The organism is Micromonospora sp. 067-2 (assembly GCF_046549295.1).
GTDB lineage: Bacteria > Actinomycetota > Actinomycetes > Mycobacteriales > Micromonosporaceae > Micromonospora.
The window spans coordinates 1-26,938 of sequence record NZ_JAJPWB010000012.1 but is presented as its reverse complement, the minus strand read 5'-3'; the positions used below and the strand labels follow the sequence as shown (position 1 = coordinate 26,938).

The window sequence follows — 26,938 nt, the reverse complement described above, 5'->3', positions numbered from 1 at the left end:
CCGCAAAGCCGGCAGATCGCCGGGCTTCGGCGGTGGACCGGCGCGGGCCGGGCCGGGCCGGGGACCACGCCCTAGGATCAGCGGCATGACTCCCGAAGCCCTCGGCGCTCGGCTGGTCGCGCTGCTCGCGCCGGTCGAGGTGACCCCGTCGGTCTCCGGCGGCCAGCGGTACGCCCGGGCCACCGTGGATGTGCCGCCGACGAGTTGGCTCGAGGCGGTGCGTGCCACCCGCGACGACGCCGAGCTGGCCTGCGACTTCTTCGACTGGCTCTCGGCGGTGGACGAGCTGGCCGAGGGCTTCGACGTGGTGGCGCACCTCTGGTCGACCCGGCTGCGGCACGGCGTGTTGCTGCGCACCCGGCTGCCCCGGGGCGCGCCCACGGTGGCCTCGGTGGTCGACATCTACCCGGGCGCCGCCTGGCACGAGCGGGAGACGCACGAGATGTTCGGCATCGGCTTCGCCGGTCACGGGGAGCTGCGACCGCTGCTGCTGCCGCCGGAGTTCGAGGGTCATCCGTTGCGCAAGGAGTTCGTGCTCGCCTCCCGGGTGGCCAAACCCTGGCCGGGCGCGAAGGAACCGGGCGAGTCCGAGGCCGGCGGTGGTCGCCGTCCGATCCGCCCGCCGGGCGTGCCCGCTCCGGGTGAGTGGGGAACCACGCCCACCCCGGCGGGCGCGGGCGGTGTGGGGGAGGGCCCGCGTGGCGGCACCCCGGCCCGTCCTGCCGGTGAGCGGCCCGCGCGGCCGGCCCCGGGGGCCCGTCCGGCGCGTACCCCCAGGCCCGCCGGCGCTGCCGACGGCCAGGTCGCGCCCGAGCGGCCCACGCCCGGCGCAGGCCCGGTCGCGGACCCTCCGGCGCGCGGTGGCCAGACCGACGACGACGGGGGTACGCCCTGATGCCGCTCTGGCTGGAGCTGGTCCTGCGGGTGGGTGGCGTGCTGGTCGCGTTCCTCACCCTGCCGCTGCTGGTCGGGCAGGCTGAGCACAAGGTGATGGCGCACATGCAGGGGCGGCTCGGCCCGATGTACGCGGGCGGCTTCCACGGTTGGGCGCAGCTCGTGGCGGACGGTGTGAAGTTCGTGCAGAAGGAGGACATCACCCCGCGTGAGGCGGACCGGGCGGTGTTCCGGTTGGCGCCGGCGGTGGCCCTGGTGCCCTACCTGCTGGTGCTGCTGGTCATTCCGCTGGGCCCGAACGACCTGGTGGGGCAACCACTGGACATCGGCCTGTTCTTCGTGCTGGCCGTGGTCGGCGTCGGTGTGGTGGCGGTGCTCATGTCGGCCTGGGCGTCGGCCAACAAGTACAGCCTGCTCGGCGGGCTGCGCGGTGCCGCCCAACTGCTCGGCTACGAGCTGCCGCTGGTGCTGGCCGCCGCGTCGGTGGCGATGGCGGCGGGCACGCTCAGCCTCTCCGGCATCGTCGAGGCGTGGCGGCCGTGGTGGCTGCTCTGGCAGGCGCCCGCGATGATCATTTTCTTCGTCGCCGGGCTGGCCGAGATCCGCCGGCCGCCGTTCGACATGCCGGTGGCCGACTCGGAGCTGGTCTTCGGCTACATGACCGAGTACACGGGTCTGCGCTTCGCGTTCTTCCTGCTCGCCGAGTACGTCGGCATCGTGGTGATCGCCGCACTGACCACGGTGTTGTTCCTCGGCGGCTGGCAGGGGCCGTTCGCCGACGACCAGCTGGGTTGGCTGTGGACCCTGCTCAAGGTCTTCGCCGTCGCCTTTGTGATCATCTGGTTGCGGGTGTCCTACCCCCGGCTGCGCGAGGACCAGCTCCAGCGGCTGTGCTGGCTGGTGCTGGTGCCGGCATCCCTCGCGCAGCTGGTCCTCACCGCAGCGGTGCGCATCGCCCTCTGAGATCCGCCTGCGGCTCAGCTGAAATCCGGCCGTGGCCTCAGCGCAGCGGGGTGTGCGCGGGGTCGACGGGCTCGGCCGGCGGCGGAGGCGGGGTGCCGTCGCCGAACGGGCGACCGCCGAGCGCCTCCCGGCCGTGCGGGGTGAGCCAGTTCGACAGGTCGGGGCCGAGCGGCACGATCCCGGTCGGGTTGATGTCCCGGTGCACCTCGTAGTAGTGCCGCTTGATGTGGTCGAAGTCGATGGTGTCGCCGAACCCGGGGGTCTGGAACAGGTCCAGGGCGTACGCCCACAGCACCGGCATCTCGCTCAGCTTCTGCCGGTTGCACTTGAAGTGGCCGTGGTAGACGGGGTCGAAGCGCACCAGCGTGGTGAAGAGCCGCACGTCGGCCTCGGTGATGGTGTCGCCGACCAGGTAGCGCTGGCCGGTCAGCCGCTCGGTCAACCAGTCCAGCCGGTCGAAGAGCTGGTGGTACGCCTTGTCGTACGCCTCCTGGCTGCCGGCGAAGCCACACCGGTAGACGCCGTTGTTCACGTCCCGGAACACCACGGCGTTGACCTCGTCGATCTGTGCCCGCAGGTGCTCCGGGTAGAGCTGCGGGGCACCGTCGCGGTGGTACGCGCGCCACTCGGTGGACAGGTCGAGGCTCATCCGCGCGTAGTCGTTGGTCACCACCTGCCCGGTCGGCACGTCGACGATCGCCGGCACGGTGATGCCCCGCTCGTAGCCGGGGAACCGCCTGAAGTACGCCTCCTGGATCCGCTCGATGCCGAGCACCGGGTCCCGGCCGTCCGGGTCGAGGTCGAAGGTCCAGCTCCGGGCGTCGTGGGTCGGGCCGGCCACGGCCATCGAGAGAGCGTCCTCCAGGCCGAGCAGCCGCCGCACGATGATCAGGCGGTTGGCCCACGGGCAGGCCCGGCTGACCACCAGCCGGTACCGGCCCGGCTCCACCGGGTACCCGTCCTGCCCGTCGGAGGTGATCCGGGTGGCGATGTAGCGCTGGTCCCGGGTGAACTCGCCGCCCGGCTCGACGTACTTCCCGCCTGTTTCCTTGCCCATGTCACCCTCCGGTCGGCTCGCCGTCTCGTCCCATCCTCGCGGATTGCCGGGCCGGGCTGTGCGTCGGTGTCCAAACGGGCTGCGCCTCGGTGTCCAGACCGGCCGTGGCCGTCGCGGACCCGACCGCGCAGGCCCGGAAACGCCGCGGCCGGGCGGATGCCGGCTAACCTGCCGGGATGACGGATGTGGAGGCGGCGGCCCGGCGTTTCATCGCCGACGTGTGGAACGCCCGTCGGGAGGAGTCGGCGTACGAGTTGGTCGCCGAGGACTGCCCCGGGTTGGGCGGCACCGGCCCGGAGGCCACACTGGCCTGGCACCGCGAGCGGCGGGCGGCTTTTCCTGATCTGCGCTACAAGATCGTGGACGTGGTGGCCGCCGCCGAGCGGGTGGCCGTGCACTGGCGGGCGGCCGGCACCCAGGCCGGGCAGTTCGGGCCGGTGCCACCGACCGGGCAGGTGGTCAGCTACTCCGGGGCGACGTTCCTGCGCTTCGACGCGGCGGGCCGGATCGTCGAGGTGTGGAGCTGCAACGAGCTGTTCCAGCTGCTGCAGCAGCTCGGCGTCGAGGTGCTCCCGCCGACCGGCGGTTTCAGCGGCTCCGGGGCGTGATCCGGCTGATCGGCAGGTTGATCGGGAAGGGCTCGCCGGTGTCGACGAACTTCGTCCACCGCCCCGTCTCGGCGTAGACCTCGTTGACCGCGTCGATCCGGTGGGTCACGACCTCCAGGGACCCATCCTCGGTCTCGACCCGCCAGTAGTACGGGATGCCGGCCTGAGCGTAGAGCGCCGGCTTGAGCACCCGGTCGATCGAGCGGGTGCTGGGGGAGACGATCTCGATGGCCAGCACCACCTCGTGGGGCTCGTACCTCGATGGCTCACGAGCCGCCGCAGCCGCCGTGGTGACCAGCACGTCCGGGATGAAGGAGCGGGTGCGGTTGATCCGCACCTCGACGGCCTGGGTGACGTCGTAACCGTCGGGGCAGTCGTCGTCGAGCGCGACCATCAGTCGACCCGTGATGCTCTGGTGGATGCGGGTGGGGGAGTGGGACATCAGCAGCACCCCATCGAGCAGTTCCCGGCGGCGGCCGTCCTCGGGTAGGGCATCCAGATCGTCCGTCGTCCATCCGCCCTCGGGCGGGTAGTCGCCCTGCAGCGCGGCGGTGATGGCTGTTCCTTCCAGGTGCGTCGTTCTCCCCGCGACCACGGTAACGCCGCGGACCCACGGGTGGTGGTCGCGCGCGCCGGGGCCACAGGGCAGGATGGTCCACATGACCGACCCCAGCGAGCACGGCGGCACCGGCGGGCGCGGCCTGCCCGGCGCGGGCCTGGTGAAGGGTCTGGCGGTCACCCTCAAGACGATGACCAGCCGCTCGACCACCCAGCAGTACCCGGACGTCGCCCCCGAGCTGCCGCCCCGCTCGCGTGGTGTGATCGCGTTGTCGGAGGAGAACTGCACGGTCTGCATGCTCTGCGCCCGCGAGTGTCCGGACTGGTGCATCTACATCGACTCGCACAAGGAGGAGGTGGCGGTGCCCGGTGCCGCCCGCCCCCGCCAGCGCAACGTGCTCGACAAGTTCGACATCGACTTCTCGCTCTGCATGTACTGCGGCATCTGCATCGAGGTCTGCCCGTTCGACGCGCTCTACTGGTCACCGGAGTTCGAGTACGCCGAGTACGACATCAAGGACCTCCTGCACGACAAGGACCACCTCGGTCAGTGGATGGCGACGGTTCCGCCACCGCCCGCGCACGACCCGAACGGCGAGCCCGCCAAGGAGGAGACCGCCGCCGCGCGCAAGGCGGCGACCGCACGTCCGGCTCCTCCAGCGGTACGCCCCGAGCCCGACGCCGACCCCGGTCCCGCGTCGTGACCGCGCGGCGCGGGTCGGCCCGAGCTGTGGGGGCGGCCCGGTGACCGGCGCGGATGTGCTGCTACTGGCTCTCGGCGCGGTGGCGGTCGGTGCCGGCGTGCTGGTGGTGACCACGAGACACCTGGTCCGGGCGGGGCTCTACCTGGTGGTCTGCCTCGGCGCGCTGGCCGGTGACTATCTCGTGCTCGGCGCCGAGTTGGTGGCCTGGGTGCAGGTGCTGATCTACGTGGGCGCGGTGGTGGTGCTGCTGCTGTTCGCGGTGATGCTGACCCGGGCGCCGATCGGCGCCTCCGACGACCTGGACCGGCCCGGCTGGCCGGCCGCGCTGATCGGTGGCGGTGCCGGGCTGGGGCTGACCGTCCTGCTGGTCGACGCGTACCGGTGGAGCACGGTGACGCTGCCCGGGGCGGGCACCGCCGAACGGCTGGGGGAGCAGATCTTCCGGTCCTGGGTGCTGCCGTTCGAGGTGCTCTCCGTACTGCTGCTGTCCGCGCTGGTGGGAGCGGTGGTGCTGTCCCGGCCCGACATCGGCCGGCCCGGCCCGGCAGCGGACGATGCGACAGCGCCCGGCGCGGTCGACGCGGGAACCGGGGGTCGCCGGTGAGGCCGGTCATCCCGTACGTCACCGCCGCGCTCCTGTTCGGCCTCGGCGTCTACGGCGTGCTGCGCCGCCGCAACGCCGTACTGGTGCTGATGGCGGTCGAGTTGATGCTCAACGCGGTGAACCTGGTCCTGGTCACCGCGGACACCACCGTGCGTGCCGTGCTGCCGCACTCCGGTCAGGTCTTCGCGCTCTTCGTGATCGTCCTCGCCGCCGCCGAGATCGGGGTCGGGCTGGCGATCGTTCTCCAGCTCTACCGGCTGCGCGCCGACGTTGCGGTGGACGAGGTGCCGCTGACCGAGCGCGACGAGTTCCCGCGGCCCGCCGGTCCGCCACACGCAGCCGCCGTCGCCGCCGGCCCGGATCCGGAGGCGGGCCGGTGACCGGATTGTTGGGGGCGCTGCTGCCCGCCGTACCGTTGGTCGCCGGGCTGCTCGGCCTGTTGCTGCCGCCGGCCCCGCGCCATCCCGCCGGTGGTCCGGGGGGCGGTGACCGGGCTCGGCAGGTGGCTGTCGCGCTGGGGGTGACCGGTGCGGCGGGAGCGCTGGCGCTGGCCGTCGCGCTGCTGGTCACGGTCGACCGACCCCGGGAGACGTCGACCACCTGGGTCGACCTCGGTGGGTTGACGGTGACCCTCGGGGTCCGGCTGGACGGCGCTGCCGCGCTGGTCGCGGTGGCGGTCACGGCGGTCGCCCTGGCCGTGCAGGTCTACTCGATCGGCTACCTGCGGCGCGGCCCGCACGACGACGTCGACGTCGACCATCGCTACCCGCCGTACGCCGCGCAGATCAGTCTCTTCACCGCCGCGATGCTGCTGGTGGTGGTCGCCGGCGACCTGGTCATGCTGCTGGTCGGCTGGGAGGTGATGGGCCTCTGCTCGTACCTGCTCATCGCCCACGACCGTCGGCTGCCCGGCGCGCCCGCCGCCGCCATGAAGGCGTTCCTGGTGACCCGGGTCGGTGACGTCGGGTTCCTGCTCGGCATCGCGCTGCTCGGTGTGTCGACGGGCAGCTTCCGGATCGCCGACGTGCTCGCCCACGACCACTCGGGCGCGACCCTGACCGCCGCCGGTCTGCTGCTGCTCGCCGGCGTGGCCGGCAAAAGCGCCCAGTTCCCGTTGCACACCTGGCTGCCGGACGCGATGGCCGGCCCGACGCCGATCTCCGCGCTGATCCACGCCGCGACGATGGTGGCCGCCGGGGTATACGCGGTGACCCGCCTCTATCCGCTGTTCACGGCCGCGCCGGTGACGCTGACCGTGCTCGGGGTGATCGGCTCGATCACCCTGCTGCTCGGTGCGCTCGCCGCCACCGCGCAGGACGACATCAAACGGGTGCTGGCCTGGTCGACGGTCTCCCAACTGGGCTACATGACCGGCGCGCTGGCGGTCGGCTCGCCGTCGGCGGCGCTGTTCCACCTGCTCACCCACGCCGCGTTCAAGGCGCTGCTGTTCCTCGCCGCCGGCGCGGTGATCCACTCGGTGGGCAGCACGTTGATGTCGGAGATGGGCGGGCTGCGCCGCAGCATGCCGGTGACCTTCTGGTGCACGGTGGTGGGCCTGGGCGCGCTGGCCGGGGTGCCCCCGCTGGCAGGCTTCTGGAGCAAGGACGGCGTGCTCACGGTGGCCGAGGCGGCCGCGCGGGAGGGCACCGGCCCGACGCCGTCCTGGGTGGGCTGGCTGGTCTGGCTGGCCGGGCTCGCCGGTGTCGCCATCACCGCCTGGTACGCGGGCCGACTCCTGCTGCGGGCCTTCTTCGGCGAGCCCAGGCTGCCACTGGTCCGACCGCACGACCCCCCGGCGTTGCTGCGCTGGCCGGTACTGCTCCTGACCGTGCCGGCCGCCCTGCTCGGCCTGGTCGGGTTCGTCGGGGCGTTCGCCGACCGGCTGCGGTTCGCCACCGTGCCGGTGGCGGGCGCCGAGGACGGCCTGGTCCACCTCGGGCCGGGGCTGCTGCTGCCGCTGGCGCTGCTGCTGGCCGGCGGGGGGTTGGTGGTGCTGGGCTGGCACCGGGACCGCACCGCCGATCCGGCAGCCGCGCTGGGTCCGCTGCGGCCGGTCTTCGCCCGCGCGTTCCGGCTCGACGACGTTCAGCACGCCCTTGTCGTACGCCCCGTCCGGGCGCTCGCCCGGGTCGCGCGCACCGGCGACGAGGCGGTGGTGGACGGGGCGGTCGAGGGCAGCGGGCGGGCCGCGTCCGGTCTCGGTGCCGGGCTGGCCGCGCTGCACCGGGCGGCCCTGCCCCGCGCCGCCGCCGGCGTGCTGGCGGGTGCACTGCTGATCGGGTTGGCCGCCGCCGTGCTGGGAGTCTTCCAGTGAGCGCGAGGAGTGGGCCGGGGTTGCGAGCCCCGCAGTCGCGAACAGAGGCGGTCCAATGACGTTCGGGCAGGTGCTGCTGGTGGCCGTCCTGGCGGTGCCGGCGCTCGGCGCGGTCGCGGTCGCGGCGACGCCACGGGACCGGGCGGCCCGGCTGGTCGGTACGGTCGCTGCGGCGCTGACCCTGCTGGCCGCGGTACCGCTGGTCCTCGGCGACCGGAGCTGGTTCGCCTGGTCGGCTGCCGCGCCGGCCGTACGCCCCTGGCACCAACTGGACGTGCCCTGGGTGCCCGGCCTCGACCTGCGCTTCCACCTGGGCGTCGACGGCATCTCCTGGCCCCTGGTGGTGCTGACCGCGCTGCTCACCCTGCTCTGCTGCGGCTACTCGCTGTGGCGGGTGCCCGACGGCGGCAGCGGCCGGACGCTTGTCGCGTTGCTACTGGTGGTCGAGGTGGGCATCCTGGGCACGTTCCTCGCCCTGGACCTGGTGCTGTTCTTCCTCTTCTTCGAGGTCGTCCTCCTGCCGATGTACGCGATCATCGCCGGCTGGGGTGGGCCGGCCCGGCGTCGGGCGGCTCGCAAGTTCGCGCTCTACACGCTGTTCGGCTCGGTGCTGTTGCTGGTCGGTGTGTACGTCGTGGTCTCGGCCGCCGGCACCGCCGACGTGGTGGCGTTGACCGGCGGGGGTGGGCTGTCCCGGGGCACCCAGCTCACGGCGTTCACACTGCTCGCCATCGCGTTCGCGGTGAAGAGCCCACTCTGGCCGCTGCACTCCTGGCTGCCCGACGCGCACACCCAGGCCCCCACGGTCGGCAGTGTGGTGCTGGCCGGGGTGCTGCTCAAGATGGGCACCTACGGCCTGATCCGGGTGGCGGTGGGGGTCGCGCCGGAGGGTGCCCGCTGGGCGGCACCGGTGCTCGGCGTGCTGGCGGTCGCGGCCATCCTGGTCGGCTCGCTGGTCTGCCTGGCCCAGGCCGAGGTGAAGCGGCTCATCGCGTACTCCAGCGTGGGGCACATGGGCTTCGTGCTGCTCGGTGTGGCCACGCTGACCGCCACCGGCATCCAGGCCGCGCTGATCGGCAACATCGCCCACGGGGTGATCACCGGTCTGCTGTTCTTCCTGGCCGGTGCCGTGAAGGACCGTACCGGCTCGGGCACCCTCGCCGAGCTGTCCGGGCTGCGGGAGACCGCCCCCCGGTTGGCCGGTCTGCTCGCGTTCGCGGCGATCGCGTCGCTCGGCCTGCCCGGGCTGGCCGGCTTCTGGGGGGAGGCGTTCGCGGTGATCGCGGCGATCCAGGTGGGCGGCCCGCTCTGGACCACCCTCGGGGTGCTGGCCGCCGTCGGCGGGGCGCTCACCGCCGCGTACTTCCTGCGGCTGCTGCGCCAGGTCACGCACGGTCGGCCCAGCACCGCGGTCGGCCGGATCGGCCCGGGGCTGGCCGGTGCCGAGCTGACCGCGTGGGTGCCGCTGGTCCTGCTGGCGCTGGCCATCGGGCTGGCACCGACCCTCGTCCTCGGCGTCGCCGAAGCGCCGGTCGACGCCCTCATCGGGGTGGTCTTCCCATGAACACGGTGCAGAGTGTGGACAGCGTGGCGCTGCTGCCGGCGTACCTGGCCGCCGGCACCGCCGTGCTCGTGCTGATCACCGATCTGCTGCTGGCCCGGCCCCGGGCCACGATCGTGGTGGCCGCGCTCGGTGCGCTGGGCACCGCCGTCGGCGCCGCCCTGGTGGGCGCGGGCGGGGATCGGCGGACGTTCTGCGTCGGCGCCGACTGCTCCTGGGTCTTCGATGGTCGAGCGGCCCTGGTCGGCGCGGTGGTGGCGCTGCTCACGCTGGGCGTGCTGGGATTGTCCGTGCCCGCGCTGCGGGCGGGGCGCTCGCCGGTGGGGGAATACTGCTTCCTCCTCGCCTGCTCGATGACCGGTGGTGTGGTGCTCGGCGCGGCCGGTGACCTGATCACCCTGATCGTCGCCCTGGAGACGCTGACCCTGCCCCTCTACGTGCTGGTCGGCCTGCGTCGGGGGAGCCTGGCCAGCGCGGAGGCGGCCGTCACCTTCTTCGTGGTCAGCGTGGTGGCCACCACGCTGACCCTGCTCGGCGCCGCACTGCTGTACGCGGTGACCGGCGGACTGCACCTGGACCGGGTCGGCGCGCTGCTCGCCGAGCGGCCGGAGCTGCGGGACCTGCCGCTGACGACCGCGGCGGTGGCGTTGGTGCTCGTCGGGCTGGCCTTCAAGGTGGCGGCGGTCCCGTTGCACGCCTGGGCGCCGGCCACCTACGACGGCGCACCGTTGCCGGTGGCGGCGTACCTGTCCACGGCGTCGAAGCTGGGTGGGGTGGTCGCGCTGCTCGCCGTGGTGCAGCGGGCGTTGCCGGCCGATCAGACCGGCCCGGTGCTCGCCGTGCTGGCGGTGCTGACCATGACCGTTGGCAACCTGGTCGCCCTGCGCCAGCGGCGTACCGTCCGGCTGCTGGCCTGGTCCTCGGTCGCGCAGGCCGGTTACATCCTCGCTCCGCTGGGCGCCCTGGCGCTGGTGGCCGGCCGCACGGGCGAGGCGCGCGACGCCGCGTTCGCCGCAGCCGTGGCGTACGCCGTCTTCTTCGTGGTGTTGGAGCTGGCCGCGTTCGCCGGGGTGACCGCGCTGCGACCGGCGGGTGCGGACGGCGGCACGCTCGACGACCTGCGCGGGGCGGCCCGCCGGCATCCGTGGCGGGGCGCGGCGCTCGGTCTCGCCCTGGTGGGCCTGGCCGGCCTGCCGCCCGGGTTGGCGGGGTTGTTCGCGAAGGTGACCGTGGTCCGGGCGTTGCTGGACGGCGGCGCCGCGTGGCTGGCGCTGGTGGTGGCGGTGAACGCGGTGATCGGTCTCGCCTACTACCTGCGGGTCACCGCCGCCCTCTGGGCGCCGACGGCGACGTCCGCGCAGGCCGCGCCGCTTCCGGGCGGCGCGGCGGCCGTACCGCTGGTGGGTGTGGTGGCCGTGGTGCTGGCGGTGACGACGGTGGTGGCAGTGGTGCTGGGTGTCGCCCCGCAACTGGTGCTCGACCTGGCCGGACGCTGACCCGATCGGCCTGACCGGGCCGGTCTCAGCCAACTCTCAGCGTTGGGACGGATGGTTGGCGGGTACGGGGTTGTTACACCGGTCAGCGGATCCTGGCGATCCGTGCACCGAAGGAGTGATCGTGCACCACAACCGTCTGAAGACCGCAGCCCTGCTCGGCCTGCTCACCGCGCTGATCCTCGCGGTGGGTTACGGGTTCGGCGGCAGTGGCGGACTGGTCATCGCCGTCCTCGTGTCGCTGGTCATGAACGGCATTTCCTACTTTTTCTCTGACAAGCTCGCGCTGCGCTCGATGCGGGCGCAACCGGTCACCGAGCAACAGTTCCCCGAGCTGTACCGGATGGTGCGCGAGCTGGCGACCGAGGCGCAGCAGCCGATGCCGCGGCTCTTCGTCAGCCCGACCGCGCAGCCCAACGCGTTCGCCACGGGTCGTAACCCGCAGCACGCGGCGGTCTGCGTGACCCAGGGCATCACCGAGATCCTCGACTACCGCGAGCTGCGCGGTGTGATCGGGCATGAGCTGTCGCACGTCTACAACCGGGACATCCTGATCTCCAGCGTCGCGGCCGGTCTGGCCGGCATCATCACCCTGTTGGCGAACATCGCCTGGTTCATCCCGCTGGGCGGTGGGGACGACGAGGATTCGCCGAACCCGGCCGTGCTGCTGCTGACCCTGATCCTGGGCCCGATCGCGGCCACCATCATCCAGCTGGCGATCAGCCGGAGCCGGGAGTTCCAGGCGGACGCCTCGGGCGCCCAGCTGAGCCGTGACCCGCTGGCCCTGGCCAGCGCCCTACGCAAGATCGACGCGGTGGCCCGGCGACGCCCGCTGCCGGCTCAGGGCACGCTCACCAGCACCGCCCACCTGATGATCGCCAACCCGTTCTCCGGTGGCGCGGTCGCGACGCTCTTCGCCACGCACCCGAAGATGGAGGACCGGGTCGCCCGCCTGGAGCAGATGGCCGCCAACGCCGGGCCGGTGCAGTTCCAGCGCTGATCCGTAGTTCCCTCCACCCGCGTCCCGTCCGGACGCGGGTGGAGTCGCGTCCGGGATGCCGCGGGATCACGGCGACCGGTAGCGGGTCAGCAGCAGCCCCGTCGGCCGCGCCGTTGTGAGCGGACCGACCACCCGCGGCGCGCGCCTCGGGGTTAGGGTCGAAAGAGCTTCTACCCGTTACCTGTCTCCAGCGGAGGTGTCCGTGGCCGCACTGCGCCAGTACCTGGGCGTCTGGCGAATTCCGGGGGCACCGATGCTGCTCGTCAGCGGCATCATCGGGCGGCTCGGGATCGGCATGACCCCGCTGGCGCTGCTGCTGGTGGTCGAGCAGGTGACCGGGCGCTACGCGCTGGCCGCCGTGGCGGGTGGCATCTACGCGGTCGCCGGTGCCGCGCTCAGCCCGGTGGCCGGGCGGATCGCCGACCGGGTCGGCCCCAGCCCGGTGCTGCTGGTCACCGCGGTGGCGCACCCGCTGGCACTTCTCGCGTTGCTGCTGGCCAGCCGCTCGGGCGACGACGCCCTGGGCACCATCTACCTGGCCTCGGCCGTGGCCGGGGCCACCTACCCACCACTGAGCGCCGCCATCCGGGGCGCGTGGAACGACCTGACCAGCCCCGGTTCCGGCCGGTACCTCCTGCGCAACACGGCGCTGGCCGCGGAGACCTCGCTGTTCGAGATCGTCTTCGTGCTGGGCCCGCTGTTGGTCGCCGGGTTCGTGCTGGTCGCCGACGCGGCGGCAGCGCTGATCGGCGCCGCGGTGGTCACCCTGGTCGGCACGGTTCCGGTGGCCCTCGGTCGGGTGATGCGCGGTTGGCGTCCGCACCCCCGTGAACACCACGCGCGGGGGCTCGGCCCGCTGCGGGTCGCCGGCTTCCCGGCCCTGCTCATCTGCGTCGCCGGCCTCGGCATCGCGTTCGGCGCGGCCGGGGTGATCGTGCCGGCGTTCGCCGGCAACGAGACCACCGACGACCCGGAGAGCCTCGCCGGGATCCTGCTGGCGGTCTGGGGGATCGGCAGTGCGGCCGGCGGGTTCTGGTTCGGCGTCCGCAAGCCGGCGTCGAACATGACGCGGCAGTTCGCCCTGCTGCTCGCCGCGCTGGCCAGCACGTTCGTGGTGTTCGCGCTGATGCCGACCCCGCTCGCGCTGGGTGCCGCGCTGGTCGTCGGCGGGGCCACCATCGCGCCCGCGCTGACCCTGGAGAACACCCTGGTCGGCCGGATCGCGCCGGCCGGCATGCTGAACGAGGCGTACACCTGGGTGGTCACCATCGCGGTGGCGTCGAGCGCCGTCGGCGGCGCCGTGGCCGGCCTGATCGTCGACCACGCCGGCGGCGTGCCGTGGGCGTTCCTGTTCGCTGGGGCGGCGGTCGCCGTCGGGGCCGCGGTCGCCGCACTGCCCGCCGGGCCCATCGCCCGCGCGGAAACCTCGACGGTACGCATCGACGAGCCCGTCACGGTCTGAGCCGCCCCGCACCCCGCGCGGCGCGGCGCTACGCCCACGGTGGGGTGTGGCGGCTCACGTAGTCGCGAGCACGGGGGAGCGGATCCTGCCAGTACTGGTGCGGCATGCGGGAGTGGTGCGTCTCGCAGAACCCGGCGAGACCGTCCACGATCTTGACGCTCTCCAGTGGGCGGCCTTCGAAGGTCGTGTTGACCGCCAACAAATCTGGCTCCGGGTTCCAGCCTGAGTGGTCGAACGCCCAGCCATCCCAGAGCGCGTAGGCGTGGAAGACCTGCCAACCGTCTGCCGAGCGCACACCTACGATATCGATGGGCCGATCCGGATAGGAGTCCCGGCACACCCAGGCCAGGATGTGACACGCCCCAGCCGCGAAGAAGGCCTGGTCCGGCCGGTCCCAGGCGATGCGCTGGTCCGATCGCTCCAGCGCTGTCCGACGAAACGCACCCGCTGCCTCGGCCGTCACCAGCCAGACGTTAGCGGATGCGTCCGACCCGTCGCGTATGCCGGGACGCACACCCGGTCGCAGCCCCGAGAGCAGTCAACAGGGGACGGGCCGGCTGCGCGCTACCGCTGGTCGTCGAACTGGAGGGGCACCGCCCGCTACCAGCCCGGATCGCTGCCACGCCGTTGCCGGGCCGCCAGCGTCCGTACGAGCCGTAGAAGTTCGCTTGACGTGGCGGGCCGGGCGCGGGTCGATGGCAGACGCGATGGCAAGCGCGGTGCGAGCGGTGGCGATCTCAGTAGGATGCCGAGATGTCCCGACCAGTGATCTTCGACCTCTTCCATACCTTGATCCAGGGGGCCGACGAGGAGCGTGACCGGGTGGTCGGCGAGATGGCCGTCATGGTCGGGGTGGCTCCGGCCGAGTTGGTTGCCGTGTACCACGCCACCTGGCGGGACCGGCTGGTCCGGTGGGACGTGGAGGAGACCATCCGCATCCTCGTCGGACGCCTCGGCGGCACACCGACCAGCGAACAGGTGACACGGGCCGGTGAGCATCGGCGAGCCCTCGGGCGCCGGGTACTGCAGAGCGTCTCGACCGCCACCCTGGACGTGCTCGACGCGCTACGCGGCGACGGGCATCCGCTGGCCCTGATCAGCAACGCCACCTCGGACACTCTTGAGGCATGGCCGCAGAGCCCGCTAGCCCAACGGTTCGATGTCGCGGTCTTCTCCTGCGATGTCGGGCTGGCCAAGCCGGACCCGGCGATCTACCGCCTTGCTGCTGAGCGCCTGGGTGTGGGGCCGGTGGAGTGCGTCTTTGTTGGCGACGGCGCAGACGGTGAGCTGGCCGGGGCGGCAGCGGTCGGTATGACCGTCTTTCGCACCACGGAGCACAACGACACCGATCCGGGCTGGGGCGGGCCGGCTTTCGCCACCCTCGGCGACCTGCCCGCCATACTCCGGAAGCCGTTGGCGGTGGTGGAGCCGTCCGGGGCACACACGACAGCGTGAGACGTCGGCAGGCAGCGACCAGCTGGCCTCAGCGCAGGAACGTGAAGACGGTTCCCGCAGGGTCCAGCGGCTGCGGACGACTGTCAAACCGGTGAACGCCGACAGAGAACCGAACGTCATCCGGAGCGTGGAATGCCTGCTCCACGAAGCCGGCATCCCGAAGCCGCTCCCGTACTGCTGGCGTCAGGTCCGGCTCTCGCCTCGCCCTGGTCCAGATCACGGTGGCACCCTCGGCGCAGAGCCGGGGGAGGGCGGCAACTGTTCGCTCCACGTCGGCGTCCGAGATGTTGCCGAAGACCCCCACCATGAGCACCAGGTCGGCCGGAACCGCTCCCGCGTACGAAGCGAGTTGGCCCGCGTCTGCCTGCCTGATCACGATGTTGGAGAGCCCGGCCTGATCGGCGGCGGCCTGAGCGGCAGTCACATTGCCCGCGTCGTACTCCAGCAAGGTCCCATGTACGCGCTGAGCATCGGACCGTGAGGCGAGGACGCCGATGAGGTCATGACCCTGCCCCGCACACGCGCTCACCACGGTCAGTCGCTGGTCGCAACGCTGATCGAGCCATGAGGCAATGTGCTGCTGGACCAGCCGCAGCCGACGCGACAACGGGGAGTTCTCATCAGCGTAGGGCTCATGCCACGCCTGCCAGTGAGTCTGGGCGGTCATCCGGGCAACCTTGCCAGAGCGAAGCTCGCCCCGATGCCCGCCGGAGACCCGGTCCAGGTCGCCACCAGGCCGTCGAAGGCCGATCGCGAGCGACCAACGACGACCGGAAGTGACGATGTGCGCCCAGGTGGCAAGGCGTGGTCGACCCGTTCACCAGGCCCGGCGGGCCCCGCCTTACCTGTAGTTGTTGAACTGGAGGGCGACGCCGAAGTCCTCCCCCTTGAGCAGCGAGATGACCGCCTGGAGGTCGTCCCTCTTCTTGCCGGTGACCCGCAGTTGGTCGCCCTGGATCTGAGCCTGCACGCCCTTGGGGCCCTCGTCGCGGATCTTCTTGCTGATCGCCTTGGCCTTGTCCGCCTCGATGCCCTGGATCACCTTGCAGTCAATCTTGAAGATCTTGCCGGATGGACGTGGCTCGCCGGCGTCCAACGACTTCAGGGAGATGTTCCGCTTGACCAGCTTCTCCTTGAACACGTCCAGCGCGGCGCGTACCCGCTCCTCGGTCTCTGCCTGGAGGCCGATCGCCTCCTCACCCGACCAGGAGATCTCCGCACCGGTGCCGCGGAAGTCGAACCGCGTCGCAAGCTCCTTCTCCGCCTGGTGGAGGGCGTTGTCCACCTCCTGGCGGTCAACCTTGCTCACGATGTCGAACGACGGGTTCGCTGCCATGCTTCTTCTCCTGCTGTCCGGCGGTCTGGGCCTGCCGTCGGCCGCCGACCAGCGGCACGACCCCCTGACCGTACCCGGTTGCGCCGGTGCCGGGGTGAGCCGCTATCCTTGCTTCCGCCGCCGCGTCACGACGCGGTGGGGTGCCCTGGCGGGTTGCCCGAGCGGCCAATGGGAGCGGACTGTAAATCCGTCGCGAAAGCTTCGAAGGTTCGAATCCTTCACCCGCCACCAGGTGCAGACACGGCCCCTGACCAGCAGAAGTGCTGATCGGGGGCCGTTGTCGTTGATCTAGCCGAGTCCGGCTGAGTCCAACCGTTGACGACTCGTTGTGGGCAGATGGTGGGCAGGTCGATCTTGCCCGCTGAGGGCTCTTCTGGGGCTGCGAAGGCTGGGGTTGGTGGCCCGGGTCGGTCGGGCGGAATCCGGGCGTGTGGCCATCGGCTGAGGGGTCCGCGGTGACGTGAGCCGGCTGCGGGAGAGGGATCGGGGGCAAGCCAGTCCCGGGGTTGGACTGGCGCGGCAGTCGGAAGCCCTGACCGTCGACGAGGCCGACAGGGTCGGCTTCCGTACCGCCTGGCCGTGATCGTGCCGCCGGCGGGATCAATGACTCGGGGCGGCGGTCCGGCGGCAGTCGGTGGCTCTCCGCCCCGGCGCCGGAGGCGGCCGGGGCGGCTTGCCGCCGGCCGGGTTACCGCCCGCGTCGCGCGGAGCGCGGCGCCTTGATCCCAGAACAGAAGAAGTCGGCAGCAGCTGGGATGGCAGGTGGGAGCGGGGCATCTCGTTTACAAGCTATGTCCTGGCCGTCCCGCATCGTCCGTCCTCGACTGTGACCTCGATGAATCTTGGGCTCATCCCGATTGAGCGTCCTCGGCGCAGATGTTGCTGTCACCGCTGCGGTCCAGCCTCGCTGCTGTCATCGACGGTCCGACATCGAGGTACGGCGGAGACCGCGGCTGAGGCCGACAGGACCAGGGCCAGCCAGAGCTGCGCCCCAAGCATGCTTTCAGAGTCTGTAAACCGTGTCCGCGAGGCTTCCGTGTGTCCTCTCCAGCGAAATCAGCGTCGCCGGCCTCTTCGGACGGCCGGCGCACGGACGAGAGCTGGGACCGCCGGTGAGGACGCCTCGAGAGGTAGCGCGGATGCCGATCGCGGAGTGTCAAGCCGACTGTCGGCCATCGGTCAAGACGTGTCGCGACAGGCGTAGGCCGGCCTGAGCCGTGGGTAACTGTCAGACTCCCTTCATAGCCTGATGCCTATGAACCGGGAGGACCACGTGGCGAAGGAACGCGACACGCCCTACCGCTCGCTGACCACCCACTACTACATCCTTGTAGCGGTCGTTGTCTTCATTATCGGCGGGTACCTCCTCTACTTAGGAGGCGAAGAAACCCGGTTCTGGCGCAGTCATGAGGGCTGGCGAACTCTCATGGAACAGCTTGGCGGGCTGCTGATCGTCACGTCCGGGATTTCTATCCTCTGGGAACTGGTCGGAAAACGTGCGTTTGCACGTGAGGTCCTAGAGTCAACGCGGACAGCCGCTGAGCTTGAGTCAGCTGGCATCAAACGTATAACTAACCAGTTTTACGACGAGGCCATGTGGAAAGACTGCTTCAAAGGCGTTGAGAAGCTGGACATCTTCGTCGCATACGGTGGGACCTGGCGCAGGACTTACCTTTCGCAGCTGCAAGCATTAGCCAGAAAGCCGAAGGGTCGAATCCGGGTCTATCTTGCAGACCCCGACGATGTGTCGACGGTTACGACACTGGCGAATAGATTCGGCGCAACGCCCGAGAAGCTCAAGGAAAGAATATGGGAGACAAAGGAAGAATTTGAGGCGCTGCGACAGGAGGCCGGCGCTTCCGTTGAAGTCTTCTTTTGGGCTGGCGACCGCGTCTTCACCTTCTATCGATTTGACAATCGTGCGGTCGTGGCCCTCTATCAACACAGTGAAGGGCGGTCAGCCGTGCTGCCAACCATTATTTGCGAAAACGGCGGCTCTCTCTTTCAATTCATCTATGACGAGCTTCGCTCTATCCGTAGCACAAGCCGACCCGCAACGCCGGCGGTCGGCGCGCCGGCAACTGTTACACAGATAAGAAGAGGATAGGCTCATGAAAGTGATGACAAATGTTGTCCGAAATGATCTCGACGACGCCAGCCTTGCGGCCCTCTGTTCGTCGGGTGAAGTTGCCTGTGACATCGAGACGACAGGCTTGGATCCAAAGTTGGACCGTATTGGAACGGTTCAACTTCATGCGCAAGGCATCGATGATATCGTCCTGCAGGTGGGCGATGTGCGCCCTGGTCGTCTATGTGCGCTAATCCAGGACTCACGAGTTCGTAAGGTTTTTCACCATGCCATGTTCGATCTACGTTTTATGGCGGCGCATTGGCGCGTGCAGCCTATGAACATCGCATGCACTAAGATCGCTTCGAAGCTGTTGAGTCCGCAAGTGGATAGCAAGCGCCACTCGCTTCAGGCGCTACTCAGAGAACGCCTCAATGTTGACATCAGCAAGGATGAGCGGCTCAGTGACTGGACGAATTTGAATCTGACCTCTGCGCAAGTTCGCTACGCTACCGCTGATGTGGAGCATCTCCTTCCATTGCTGAATGGGCTCGAGGAAGACCTACGTGTGGCAGGGTTAATCGACCTCTTTGATCAGTGCACCTCGTTCATACCCGCGCGGGTCTGCCTCGACCTTGGAGGCTGGCCCGACGTATTCAACTACTAGTCGCTTGCTCTTGCGACTAGACCTGAGATAGATTGCGACCGTCACATAGGGCCGTTATGAGTTCGGTCCACTAGTTCGAGCAGCGGAGGTAGCCATGGACCTTCGAGGGCTGATCGAGTCAATCGGGCGTAACTACAATCCTGACCAGGGCCTAACCAGTCCTACCCAGACGCTCCTACGACATTGCTCGACCGAGATGGCGCCCTGGATTCCGCCCGGCTACATCGCTCATGGAAGCGGCGGACAAGGCATACCGGCTTTTGTTCCATGGATAGGCGTCTTCGACCCCGATGAGACCATCAGCGCTCAACGCGGCATGTATGTGGTCTACCTCTTCGCCGTGCAATTCGGCACGGTGGTTCTCAGTCTCAATCAGGGCGTGACCGACCTGGTGCAGAGGTTCAAGACCGCCAGGGGACGCGAACTCCTCGCTCGTCAGGCGACAGCGATTCGGGACACCCTTCCCGGTGGCGCCACTGCGGGGCTAAGCCCGACAATCGACCTGCCGTCCACCGCCGCACGGCCGGTTCATTACCGTCACGGCAACATCGTCGCCAAGACTTACAGCATCGGCGACCTGCCACCCGCCGAACTGATGGCAGCCGATCTAAGACGGTTCGTAACTCTGTACGAGACGGCGCTCGACGCGCGAGAGGTTCTACGGCGGGAACGTCCGGAACTCGTGGTGACCGGGGTAGCCGAGCCCAAGCCGCCATCAGTCCCGCAGCCGTTCGTGTCCCAGTTCAAGCCTAAGGACGACGTCGACTATCTCGCACAGGTCGCCGCCCTCAGCTTGGTCAAGACCCGCAAGCATGAAACGCTCGTACGCGAGTACGGACAGCGCCTAATTACCCTGGGATTCCAGCCAGCCACCAATGTCCACCCCAGAGACATGCTGGCGGTGAAGGACGATTCAACCTGGTTGATCGAGGCTAAGATGGTCCGTCGGGGAAACGGGATCGGTGCGGCGCGCGAAGCCCTGGGCCAGCTTGTGGCCTACAAGTTCCTGCATCATCGCAATGAGTCCATCCAGACGCTGGCGGTGTTCAGCGAAGACGTTGGAGCCCTTAGCGTCGGGTTACTCGAGGCATACGGGATCGCAGCAGTGTGGAGAGATGGTCTCATCTGGGCCGGTTCCTCGAGGGCTCAGATGAATGGACTGTGCTAGGAAAGTTCATGATCTCGAGAGCCATGGCGCTGACGCTCTGCCCGGCCACGCTACCGGCTATCGGCGCACTTCTGCTCATCTCCGTTAGCGCGAGGCAGCCGCCAGCGCGAAGGTTCTGGCTTTCGAGAGGATCTGCCCCGGCGGGTCTACCTATGTGTCGTCCAGCGGGCGTAGCCTGCGTCGGTGACGTCGCAACGCGGGGGTCGACGCCACGATCGACGCCCGGCCCAGCCGATCGGAGAACAAGGTGGACGCACTAGCCCCAAACGGCGACGAGGGCAGCAGCCCGCAGGGCGACTCAAGTCCACCTCCTCAGCCACGGCCCACCCTACGAGTTAGTGAGATCGGCGAGTACGTCAGACACAGATCTTGTCAGCGACGCTTCAAGCTCGAGGCCAACCGCCGCAGCGAGGCAAGAAGGCTTCCGTTTTATGAACGACTCTTCAATACCTTAGACGTTGTCCTCCAAGCCGAGGGGCGCCGTAGGGAGGACGAATGGGCAGACAGCCTCTCCGAGGCTGGCCTCGCGGACTTGGTACGCGGCAGACCCGCAAGTGAAGAAGACAGACATCCGTCCTGGAGGGACTTCGTTTCTGCAGCTGAGACGAAACCCAACGGCGCTCAGGGCTATGCGCGAGAGGTCCGGCTGGAAGGGCGGATTGGTGCATTTGCCCTAGAGGGCAGAGCGGACTTCCTTCTCCTGCTCTGGCGCGCAGGGAAGCCTGTTCTTCGCATCGTCGAATGCAAAGCAAGTCGGCGCGATCGGACCTATCAGCGGCTGCAAGTCGCGCTCTACGGCAGGGTCCTAAAGCAGTCTCTCTCCCGCCATCCTTTGATTGTCGCGGGGCATAAAGTATCAGCCGATAATGTCGAAGTCGTAGTTGCGCGAGTAGACGAGACCACGAACAGCAACCAAAGTATTCTGGATCTTGATCCCCTGGACGTCGAGATGGAGGATTCCGATCTACTTCATCTCCTGGGGGAGGAGGGCGAACTCGCATACATCATAGACACACCTCTCGACCATCTGGGTTATCAGATCGATCAAAAGTGCGATGGGTGCGTCTTCAACGTTGATTGCCTTCCAGAGAGCGCCCGACTCCGTCGACACGAGCTTTTAGGAATGAGCGTAAGCGCGGCGCGAGCGTTGCGAGCTGCCGGGCTGGTCGACATCGACGCACTTGCTAACCTGGATCCGGCATCCAATGCTGCTAGCGAGTTGCGAGCTAATCCCGCCTTCGCGGAGAGCGTTGACCGCCTTATCGCCCTTGCAAGGGCGCGACGAGTGACTCTGCCTCGGCTAGGAGAGCAGGCACAAGAAGCACCAGATGATTACCCGGTCCAGCAGTTTACGGAAGCATCCGCTAGTCAGCTCCCGGAACACGTCCAGGATGGTGAAAGGCTCGTCAGGATTTACCTAGGCGTAGATTACGATTACACAGAAAACCGCATCGGTGCTCTATCGGCTCACGTTACAGCTAGCGACGGGACCTTAAATACGGGTTGGCGAGAGACTGGCCGGGTCCGTGCGGATGGCAGGCCTCTTCGCGAGCCGGATCCGGAGGTCCACGAGCTTGTCGAAGCTGGCGCAGATCAGAACGGCAGGCCCCTTCGGGATCGCAGGGATCTTCGTGGACGTGACGTCGTTCAGGTGCAGGCGAGCAACTGGAGCGGGCGGTACGACGAGGACACAGGGGCTGAGCGGGCACTGCTTCAGAATTTCCTGCTTGGCCTCATCGAGGCGATCGCCGACGTGGCTAGTGACCCGGAGATGGGAGGGTCGGCCGACGGCCTAGCGCGCGTCCACTTCTATGTCTGGTCGCGCTCGGAGATGGCTCAACTAGTTGAAGCCTGCTCCCGCGCGTCATCGCGCCTACTGGGGGCCCTTCGGGAGCTGATGGGATGTCGAGAGGGGTTGGAACAACTCATCTACTCCTGCCTCCAGGACGAGGTCGACCGCCGCTACGCCTTGGCGTGGACCGGCCGCGGCCTTGGTGTTGTGACCAGTCTTACTTGGTTCGGAAAGAGGTACCATTGGACGCGGCGAGTGGCAGGCACTCCAATCGCTTTGGACCAAGTTTTCACCCAAGATATTTTTGATTTCAAGACGAATCTAGATTTGAGTCCCGACGGCGCATGGGCAAAGCCGAACTCTCCGGGCGCGACAAAACACCGTTTCGAAATTCGGAGCCGCTTCCATGATTCTCTGCCTGCCCCATATTGGCGGGCCCTCTGGCAGAGCCTCCCTGTCCCGGAGAGTGCTAGCAGTGGCCAGCTTGCGGCGACAATCAGAAGGTATTCCGAGTCGTCCCGACCGGGTCGCCTCAGGGCCTACCTGCAAGCCCGAACGCACGCCCTGCGGTGGGTTGATGAAAGAATTCGCTTCAAGAATCGTGAAATTGTTAAGCCGCAACTTGTTGTGGATGAGCTACAACGGTTCACGCTGGGAGTCGATAATGCTAGAGCGGCGGCTGTCGACTTCCTTCGCTTGGATCATGCTGTAAAGCTCACCGACTGGGTGTCCACTCATCTTCAGTCGCTGAGGACTAGGGTACCGACGGGACGAACCCTTCCCGTACAAGACGTCATTCAACTAGCCGATGGCAATCTTCAAGCGACCATTCAAGCTGACGCCTATGGCATGACGCTTGAAGAGTTTCGGGGGCGCAGCGCTATTGGTCCGGATTCATTCGTCCGGCTGACTCCCTACTCTGGAAACCCTGGTCAAGGGCAAACGATCGGCCAACTCTTGCGTGCTGGGCGGACTTGCCGAGTCTTGAGCGTCGATTGGGAAACTGGAGTAATTGTATTTGAAAGTATTTTCGGTCGAGCGAGTCGGTACACTCTCTTCTCGTACTACAATCGCGCCGATAGCGGTCCCCTGTTTGAATTCGCTTCGGTAGATGAATCTCCGAGTGATTTTGTTGCAGGGAAAGTCGACTCGCGGCTCCTAAGTGGCCGAGGTCCACATGCTGCGGAATGGTTCGACCCTCATAACCCCGTCATCCCAGAGCAAAGTTCGCTTGAAGGCGATCAAAGGGTCCGGCTAGATGCTGCAGTCCGAACCGCGCAGCTTAGAGACGGGCATACTCTGTCCAGCGATCAAGCCAATGCTGTTATGGCTGGACTCGAAGCAAGAGTGCAGTTGTTGCAGGGGCCCCCGGGGACGGGAAAGACTCAAACCACGGCTATGGCACTCCTCGCCCGAGCCGCAGCTAGGTATCAACCAGGAGACGTAATCCTGGTCGCCGCACATACTCACACGGCAGTCGACACCTTGATGCGTCGCTTAGCGGAGTTGCGCCCTCTTGCGGCATCCGCTTTCGCCGGTCAAGGGATGGGAATCCCGTCGATCGAGCTAGCAAAGGTTCATTCCTCCACTCCCACGCAGAACCTGCTCGGCCCCGCCGGGACCGACCTTGCGGCTTCGCCTAGCGCCAGGAAGATTAACGAACTGCGAGCCCGTTCGGTGCTGATAATGGCGGGCACGACCTCGGCCGTACTCAAGCTTGCGCAGGAACTGGATGGCCGACGTCCGTGGGGGCAGCAAGGGGGGTTTTCGGCTCGGGGCCTGGTGATTGATGAAGCATCGATGATGGTGTTCCCGCATTTCCTTGCTCTCGCCACGTGTGTTGCACCGGACGGTGAGGTGTTGCTTGCGGGTGATCATCGCCAGCTATCGCCGATCCTATCTAACGATTGGGATACTGAAGACAGGCCCCCAGCGGTTGCTTATCAACCATTTGCTAGCGCTTACAATGCCGTTAAGGAGATAGCGGACCAGCCATTGGTAACAAGTAGGTCGGTCAGGAGAAGCGCCCTAGAGCTGACCTTCCGGTTGCCGCCACCTATCGTGGATCTGATTAGTCGGATCTACCGCCTAGATGACATTCAGCTGCAAGGCCTGACTAGGCTGGCAGCGGATACGGCTGACAGCGCGCCAGCCGGCGTCGCGGCCGATGCCGGCGCTGACCCGCGCGCGGCAGGACTGACGGCGGTCTGGTCTGAGGGGCCGGGCTTATATCTTGTCTTGCACAACGAGCGCGAGAGCAGGCAAAGTAACCAGTTTGAGGCGTCGCTGATCCGTCGGATTCTTGAGGTTCCGACTTCTTCAGGGGGTCCTGGTGAGGACACGGTCGCAGTCATTACGCCTCATAGAGCGCATCGGTCGCTATTGCGAGCTGAACTCGACGGTTTGGCGGCCGTCAGCATCGTAGACACGGTGGAGCGGCTTCAAGGCGGAGAACGTCCTATCGTCATTGTCTCGGGGACTGCGAGTGAGGTAAGCGCCATTTCGGCCTCAGCGGAGTTCCTGCTGGATCTTAACCGCAGCAACGTCGCGTTTTCTCGGTGTAAGGAGAAACTCGTTGTCGTTTGTGCCCGAACGCTCCTTGACCATGTGCCCGCAGAGCTAGACCACTATCAGAACGCGGTACTCTGGAAAAGCCTGAGGGCTCTGTGCACGCGCCTTGTAGGAGAGGTTGAAACCGACGGTTACCAGGTCCAGGTTCTCACCATCCCTGTCTCGGAGTAACTCCTGGGGCTGAGCGCCCGATCCTGCTGGGGGCCGTGCGAAAGGGGTGAGGAGCAGGACTACTTGACAAGTAGGGGGTGATCGGTGTGAGCTCACTAGGTCATGGGTCGCGGTCGGGTTAGCTTCAAGAGGGGAAGGCCTTGGGGGCTGGAGTGCTCGGAACGTCCCTGAGCTTATTCAGTGGGGCGGGTGGGCTGGATCTGGGTCTGGAACACGCTGGCATCTCAACTCTCGCTTGCGTTGAAATGGATGCGGGCGCCCGGAGTACCTTGGCCCTGAACAGGCCGAGCTGGCAGCTCTACGAGCCGTCCGATGTGAACCTTGCCGCTGAGGAGCTGCGTCCGCGGACCTTGGGGTTGAGGGCGAGGCAACTGGATCTCATATCTGGAGGTCCTCCTTGCCAACCATTCAGTGCTGCTGCTCAATGGAACTCAACGAGTCGTCGTGGCATGGACGACCCGCGAGCCGATGCGCTCCACGGGATGCTCCGTTTGGTTGCTGAGTTTCGCCCCCGTGCCGTCCTGCTTGAGAACGTCGCCGGCTTCTTCAACGGTCCAGTTTCGGCGCTGCCTTACCTTCAAGCAGGGTTCGACGAGATTAATATTCGTTACGGTACTGCATATAGGCTTGACGTCGCAGTTCTGGACGCTGCCGACTACGGGGTACCGCAACATCGGCGCAGGGCCATCGCTGTCGCCCGTCGCGACGGCAAGCGATTCTACTTCCCCGAACCTACCCACGATGCAAAACCCGTGACGGCCTGGGATGCCATGGGTGACCTTCCACCAGAGACCTGGACACCTCCCGCCGGCGCCTGGACGGAGCTGCTCCCCTCCATCCCTGAGGGGGGTAACTATTTGCATATGACCGCGAAAGGTGCCGGCCCAGAACTCTTTGGTTGGCGCACGCGCTATTGGTCCTTCCTTCTTAAGTTGGCGCGTGCGAGGCCGTCTTGGACTCTGCCTGCTTCTCCAGGTCCCAACACAGGGCCCTTTCATTGGGATAACCGGCCTCTGACAAATAGGGAAAGGATGCGTTTGCAGAGCTTCCCCGACTCGTGGAGGTTCTCTGGATCGGCTCGTGCGCAGACGCGGCTAATTGGTAACGCTACTCCACCACCTTTGGCCGAGGCGCTTGGTAAACAACTCGTAATCCAATTAGGGCTTGGTGCGCCGGAAGCTCGTAGAAGATTGCTGAGAGCCCCTTCCGTGCTGGTGCGTAACCATAGAGATGACTGTCCAGAGCCGCAGGAACCTATGCCGCTGTCGCCCCGTTTTGCTCGGATGGTCGGGACGAAGAATGCCCATCCAGGGACTGGTCGCGGACCGGCGCCGCGAGAGAGGGCCGAATCTGGATAATCGCCACGCCGGGACGCACTGATTCCGATCAGAAATGTCGCGGACGCGTCGTGGTCCAGGAGGATTCGTGGGCTACGTCGTTCATGCCGTGCCCGGGATATTGAGTCCACTTCTGAAGCCATGCCCTCTGCGGTCGACCCCGCCCTCCTGGAAGGGGCCGCAGACAGGACCGCCACCTCAAGCGACCTTGACGCAGGTTCGGACGCTGGGTCGGGCGGTGTCTGCTCGGCGTGTCCGGGTCGATGGGAGACGGCGCGGCCGATCGCAACCGGCCCACAGACCGCTACCGCCGACGTAGCGGCGGCTTTCGTGGAGTCGGAGGGCTCCCGCCGGCGGCGCAGTAAACCGCAGTCTTTCGCAGCACCCAGCTCGCCGACATGGCCGAGGTGCGCTCCCTACCGGGCTGGTCTTAGCCGCGCGGCCTGCCGGCTGCCGACACCCGCCACCTCGTGGGTCGACGGTCAGTCGTTGCTGCGGGCACCCCTGGGCCTTTCGCGTACGCCCCAGCCGCAGGGCAAAGCGGGCCGGAGCGGAGCAACAGCAGAGAGCAGGCCGACGCCGAAGCGGCGGCGCGTGCGAGCCGTTCCGGACCGCCTCGAGGACGTTTCGAAACTGCGGACTGCTTATTGCTTCACCTGAAGCAGTCGGTAGGTTCTGACGACTGCTCCGACGGCTCCGTTTGTCCGAGTGAGGCTCTGTTGTTCCACCAGGGCTGCTCCCACCTCGACAGCGAAAAGGGCTGCAAGCTCTGCGTCAGCGGCGACCTGGCGCTGTTGCGTTTCCGTCTCGGAACCCTCGGCTAGCCCACACTCGCGCAGGCGCCAGGTTGCATAGGTTCCGCGGCCGTGTTCGGTAGCCACCAAGCCTGCCTCGCGTAACGCGGCTATTGCCTGACGAACCGTGCCGCGCGCCGCCTGGAATTCGGCAGTGAGCGCGCTCTCAGCCGGCAAGAGGGCTCCGGGCGGGATGACGCCGCTCTCGATGCGTTCTCTCAACTCTTCGGCGATAACGCGGTAGCGGGGCTGTCCGTAGTGCGGGGTGGGCACCTGCTCACCGTACCTGGCACTTGTCTTACCAAGTGCCAACCAAGTGACCCGTTTCGACGTCTAGACAACTCATCCACTTGTAGATACG

The 26,938-nt window shown here is 67.6% G+C and carries 23 protein-coding genes and 1 tRNA gene; 18 read left to right on the top strand and 6 right to left on the bottom strand.

Annotated elements, in window-relative coordinates; all coding sequences use genetic code 11:
* Positions 1 to 85: 85 nt before the first annotated feature.
* Complete coding sequence (locus ACLJN9_RS26625; RefSeq protein WP_410814360.1) at positions 86 to 895, top strand: NADH-quinone oxidoreductase subunit C; 810 nt, start codon at positions 86 to 88, stop codon at positions 893 to 895.
* On the top strand, positions 895 to 1,857 hold the full coding sequence (locus ACLJN9_RS26620) for a complex I subunit 1/NuoH family protein (RefSeq protein WP_410814359.1): 963 nt from the start codon (positions 895 to 897) through the stop codon (positions 1,855 to 1,857). Before ACLJN9_RS26625 ends, ACLJN9_RS26620 begins: the two co-directional genes overlap by 1 nt.
* 37 nt (positions 1,858 to 1,894) lie before the next feature.
* Here the strand turns inward: ACLJN9_RS26620 and ACLJN9_RS26615 are convergent, their stop codons facing one another.
* Positions 1,895 to 2,914 (bottom strand): glutathione S-transferase family protein, encoded by a 1,020-nt coding sequence (locus ACLJN9_RS26615; RefSeq protein WP_410814358.1) that lies wholly within the window; start codon positions 2,912 to 2,914, stop codon positions 1,895 to 1,897.
* Between the two features lie 176 nt (positions 2,915 to 3,090).
* Here ACLJN9_RS26615 and ACLJN9_RS26610 point away from each other — a divergent pair, with 176 nt between their 5' ends.
* Positions 3,091 to 3,522, top strand: a complete 432-nt coding sequence (locus ACLJN9_RS26610; protein WP_410814357.1) for an ester cyclase — start codon at positions 3,091 to 3,093, stop codon at positions 3,520 to 3,522.
* Here the strand turns inward: ACLJN9_RS26610 and ACLJN9_RS26605 are convergent.
* Positions 3,503 to 4,183, bottom strand: a complete 681-nt coding sequence (locus ACLJN9_RS26605; RefSeq protein ID WP_410814356.1) for a Uma2 family endonuclease — start codon at positions 4,181 to 4,183, stop codon at positions 3,503 to 3,505. The two genes, ACLJN9_RS26610 and ACLJN9_RS26605, sit on opposite strands and share 20 nt — an antisense overlap.
* Here ACLJN9_RS26605 and ACLJN9_RS26600 point away from each other — a divergent pair.
* The 8 genes from ACLJN9_RS26600 (at position 4,173) to ACLJN9_RS26565 (ending at position 13,218) form a co-directional block, all read left to right on the top strand.
* Positions 4,173 to 4,784 (top strand): NuoI/complex I 23 kDa subunit family protein, encoded by a 612-nt coding sequence (locus tag ACLJN9_RS26600; protein WP_410814355.1) that lies wholly within the window; start codon positions 4,173 to 4,175, stop codon positions 4,782 to 4,784. The genes ACLJN9_RS26605 and ACLJN9_RS26600 overlap by 11 nt on opposite strands.
* 40 nt (positions 4,785 to 4,824) lie before the next feature.
* Positions 4,825 to 5,388 carry an NADH-quinone oxidoreductase subunit J gene (locus tag ACLJN9_RS26595; protein ID WP_410814354.1) on the top strand — a complete coding sequence of 188 codons (564 nt, stop codon included), beginning with the start codon at positions 4,825 to 4,827 and terminating at the stop codon, positions 5,386 to 5,388.
* The gene (gene nuoK / locus ACLJN9_RS26590) at positions 5,385 to 5,768 is read left to right on the top strand and encodes an NADH-quinone oxidoreductase subunit NuoK (protein ID WP_410814353.1); all 384 of its coding nucleotides are present in this window, start codon (positions 5,385 to 5,387) and stop codon (positions 5,766 to 5,768) included. Before ACLJN9_RS26595 ends, nuoK begins: the two co-directional genes overlap by 4 nt.
* Positions 5,765 to 7,702, top strand: coding sequence for an NADH-quinone oxidoreductase subunit L (locus ACLJN9_RS26585; protein WP_410814352.1), 1,938 nt, complete (start codon positions 5,765 to 5,767; stop codon positions 7,700 to 7,702). The genes nuoK and ACLJN9_RS26585 overlap by 4 nt, the downstream gene beginning before the upstream one ends.
* 55 nt (positions 7,703 to 7,757) lie before the next feature.
* Complete coding sequence (locus tag ACLJN9_RS26580; protein WP_410814351.1) at positions 7,758 to 9,266, top strand: complex I subunit 4 family protein; 1,509 nt, start codon at positions 7,758 to 7,760, stop codon at positions 9,264 to 9,266.
* A complete protein-coding gene (locus ACLJN9_RS26575) occupies positions 9,263 to 10,759 on the top strand; it encodes an NADH-quinone oxidoreductase subunit N (RefSeq protein WP_410814350.1) in 1,497 nt (498 codons plus the stop codon). Before ACLJN9_RS26580 ends, ACLJN9_RS26575 begins: the two co-directional genes overlap by 4 nt.
* Before the next feature lie 121 nt (positions 10,760 to 10,880).
* Complete coding sequence (gene htpX / locus ACLJN9_RS26570) at positions 10,881 to 11,756, top strand: zinc metalloprotease HtpX (RefSeq protein WP_410814349.1); 876 nt, start codon at positions 10,881 to 10,883, stop codon at positions 11,754 to 11,756.
* A gap of 202 nt (positions 11,757 to 11,958) precedes the next feature.
* Positions 11,959 to 13,218, top strand: a complete 1,260-nt coding sequence (locus tag ACLJN9_RS26565) for an MFS transporter (protein WP_410814348.1) — start codon at positions 11,959 to 11,961, stop codon at positions 13,216 to 13,218.
* Positions 13,219 to 13,246: 28 nt separating this feature from the next.
* Here ACLJN9_RS26565 and ACLJN9_RS26560 read toward each other — a convergent pair whose 3' ends face one another.
* Entirely contained in the window at positions 13,247 to 13,681 is a 435-nt protein-coding gene (locus ACLJN9_RS26560) for a hypothetical protein (protein WP_410814347.1), read from the bottom strand.
* A gap of 290 nt (positions 13,682 to 13,971) precedes the next feature.
* Here ACLJN9_RS26560 and ACLJN9_RS26555 point away from each other — a divergent pair, with 290 nt between their 5' ends.
* Positions 13,972 to 14,673, top strand: a complete 702-nt coding sequence (locus ACLJN9_RS26555; protein WP_410814346.1) for an HAD family hydrolase — start codon at positions 13,972 to 13,974, stop codon at positions 14,671 to 14,673.
* Between the two features lie 28 nt (positions 14,674 to 14,701).
* On the opposite strand, the gene ACLJN9_RS26550 is transcribed toward ACLJN9_RS26555, so the two are convergent.
* The gene (locus ACLJN9_RS26550) at positions 14,702 to 15,340 is read right to left on the bottom strand and encodes a class I SAM-dependent methyltransferase family protein (RefSeq protein WP_410814345.1); all 639 of its coding nucleotides are present in this window, start codon (positions 15,338 to 15,340) and stop codon (positions 14,702 to 14,704) included.
* 174 nt (positions 15,341 to 15,514) lie between these two features.
* Complete coding sequence (locus ACLJN9_RS26545) at positions 15,515 to 16,009, bottom strand: YajQ family cyclic di-GMP-binding protein (protein ID WP_410814344.1); 495 nt, start codon at positions 16,007 to 16,009, stop codon at positions 15,515 to 15,517.
* A gap of 147 nt (positions 16,010 to 16,156) precedes the next feature.
* On the opposite strand from ACLJN9_RS26545, the gene ACLJN9_RS26540 reads away from it, so the two are divergent.
* From ACLJN9_RS26540 to ACLJN9_RS26515, 6 genes are all read left to right on the top strand, one after another.
* Positions 16,157 to 16,240 (top strand) — tRNA-Tyr (locus ACLJN9_RS26540).
* Positions 16,241 to 17,264: 1,024 nt separating this feature from the next.
* Entirely contained in the window at positions 17,265 to 18,116 is an 852-nt protein-coding gene (locus ACLJN9_RS26535) for a hypothetical protein (RefSeq protein WP_410814343.1), read from the top strand.
* 4 nt (positions 18,117 to 18,120) lie between these two features.
* The gene (locus ACLJN9_RS26530) at positions 18,121 to 18,744 is read left to right on the top strand and encodes a ribonuclease D (RefSeq protein WP_410814342.1); all 624 of its coding nucleotides are present in this window, start codon (positions 18,121 to 18,123) and stop codon (positions 18,742 to 18,744) included.
* A 94-nt stretch (positions 18,745 to 18,838) separates the two neighbouring features.
* The gene (locus ACLJN9_RS26525) at positions 18,839 to 19,912 is read left to right on the top strand and encodes an MrcB family domain-containing protein (RefSeq protein ID WP_410814341.1); all 1,074 of its coding nucleotides are present in this window, start codon (positions 18,839 to 18,841) and stop codon (positions 19,910 to 19,912) included.
* A gap of 532 nt (positions 19,913 to 20,444) precedes the next feature.
* Positions 20,445 to 24,446: an AAA domain-containing protein gene (locus tag ACLJN9_RS26520; protein ID WP_410814340.1), complete on the top strand. Its 4,002-nt coding sequence runs from the start codon at positions 20,445 to 20,447 to the stop codon at positions 24,444 to 24,446.
* 152 nt (positions 24,447 to 24,598) lie between these two features.
* The gene (locus ACLJN9_RS26515; protein WP_410814339.1) at positions 24,599 to 25,804 is read left to right on the top strand and encodes a DNA cytosine methyltransferase; all 1,206 of its coding nucleotides are present in this window, start codon (positions 24,599 to 24,601) and stop codon (positions 25,802 to 25,804) included.
* A 623-nt stretch (positions 25,805 to 26,427) separates the two neighbouring features.
* Here ACLJN9_RS26515 and ACLJN9_RS26510 read toward each other — a convergent pair.
* Positions 26,428 to 26,850, bottom strand: a complete 423-nt coding sequence (locus ACLJN9_RS26510) for a GntR family transcriptional regulator (protein ID WP_410814338.1) — start codon at positions 26,848 to 26,850, stop codon at positions 26,428 to 26,430.
* Between the last annotated feature and the right edge of the window lie 88 nt (positions 26,851 to 26,938).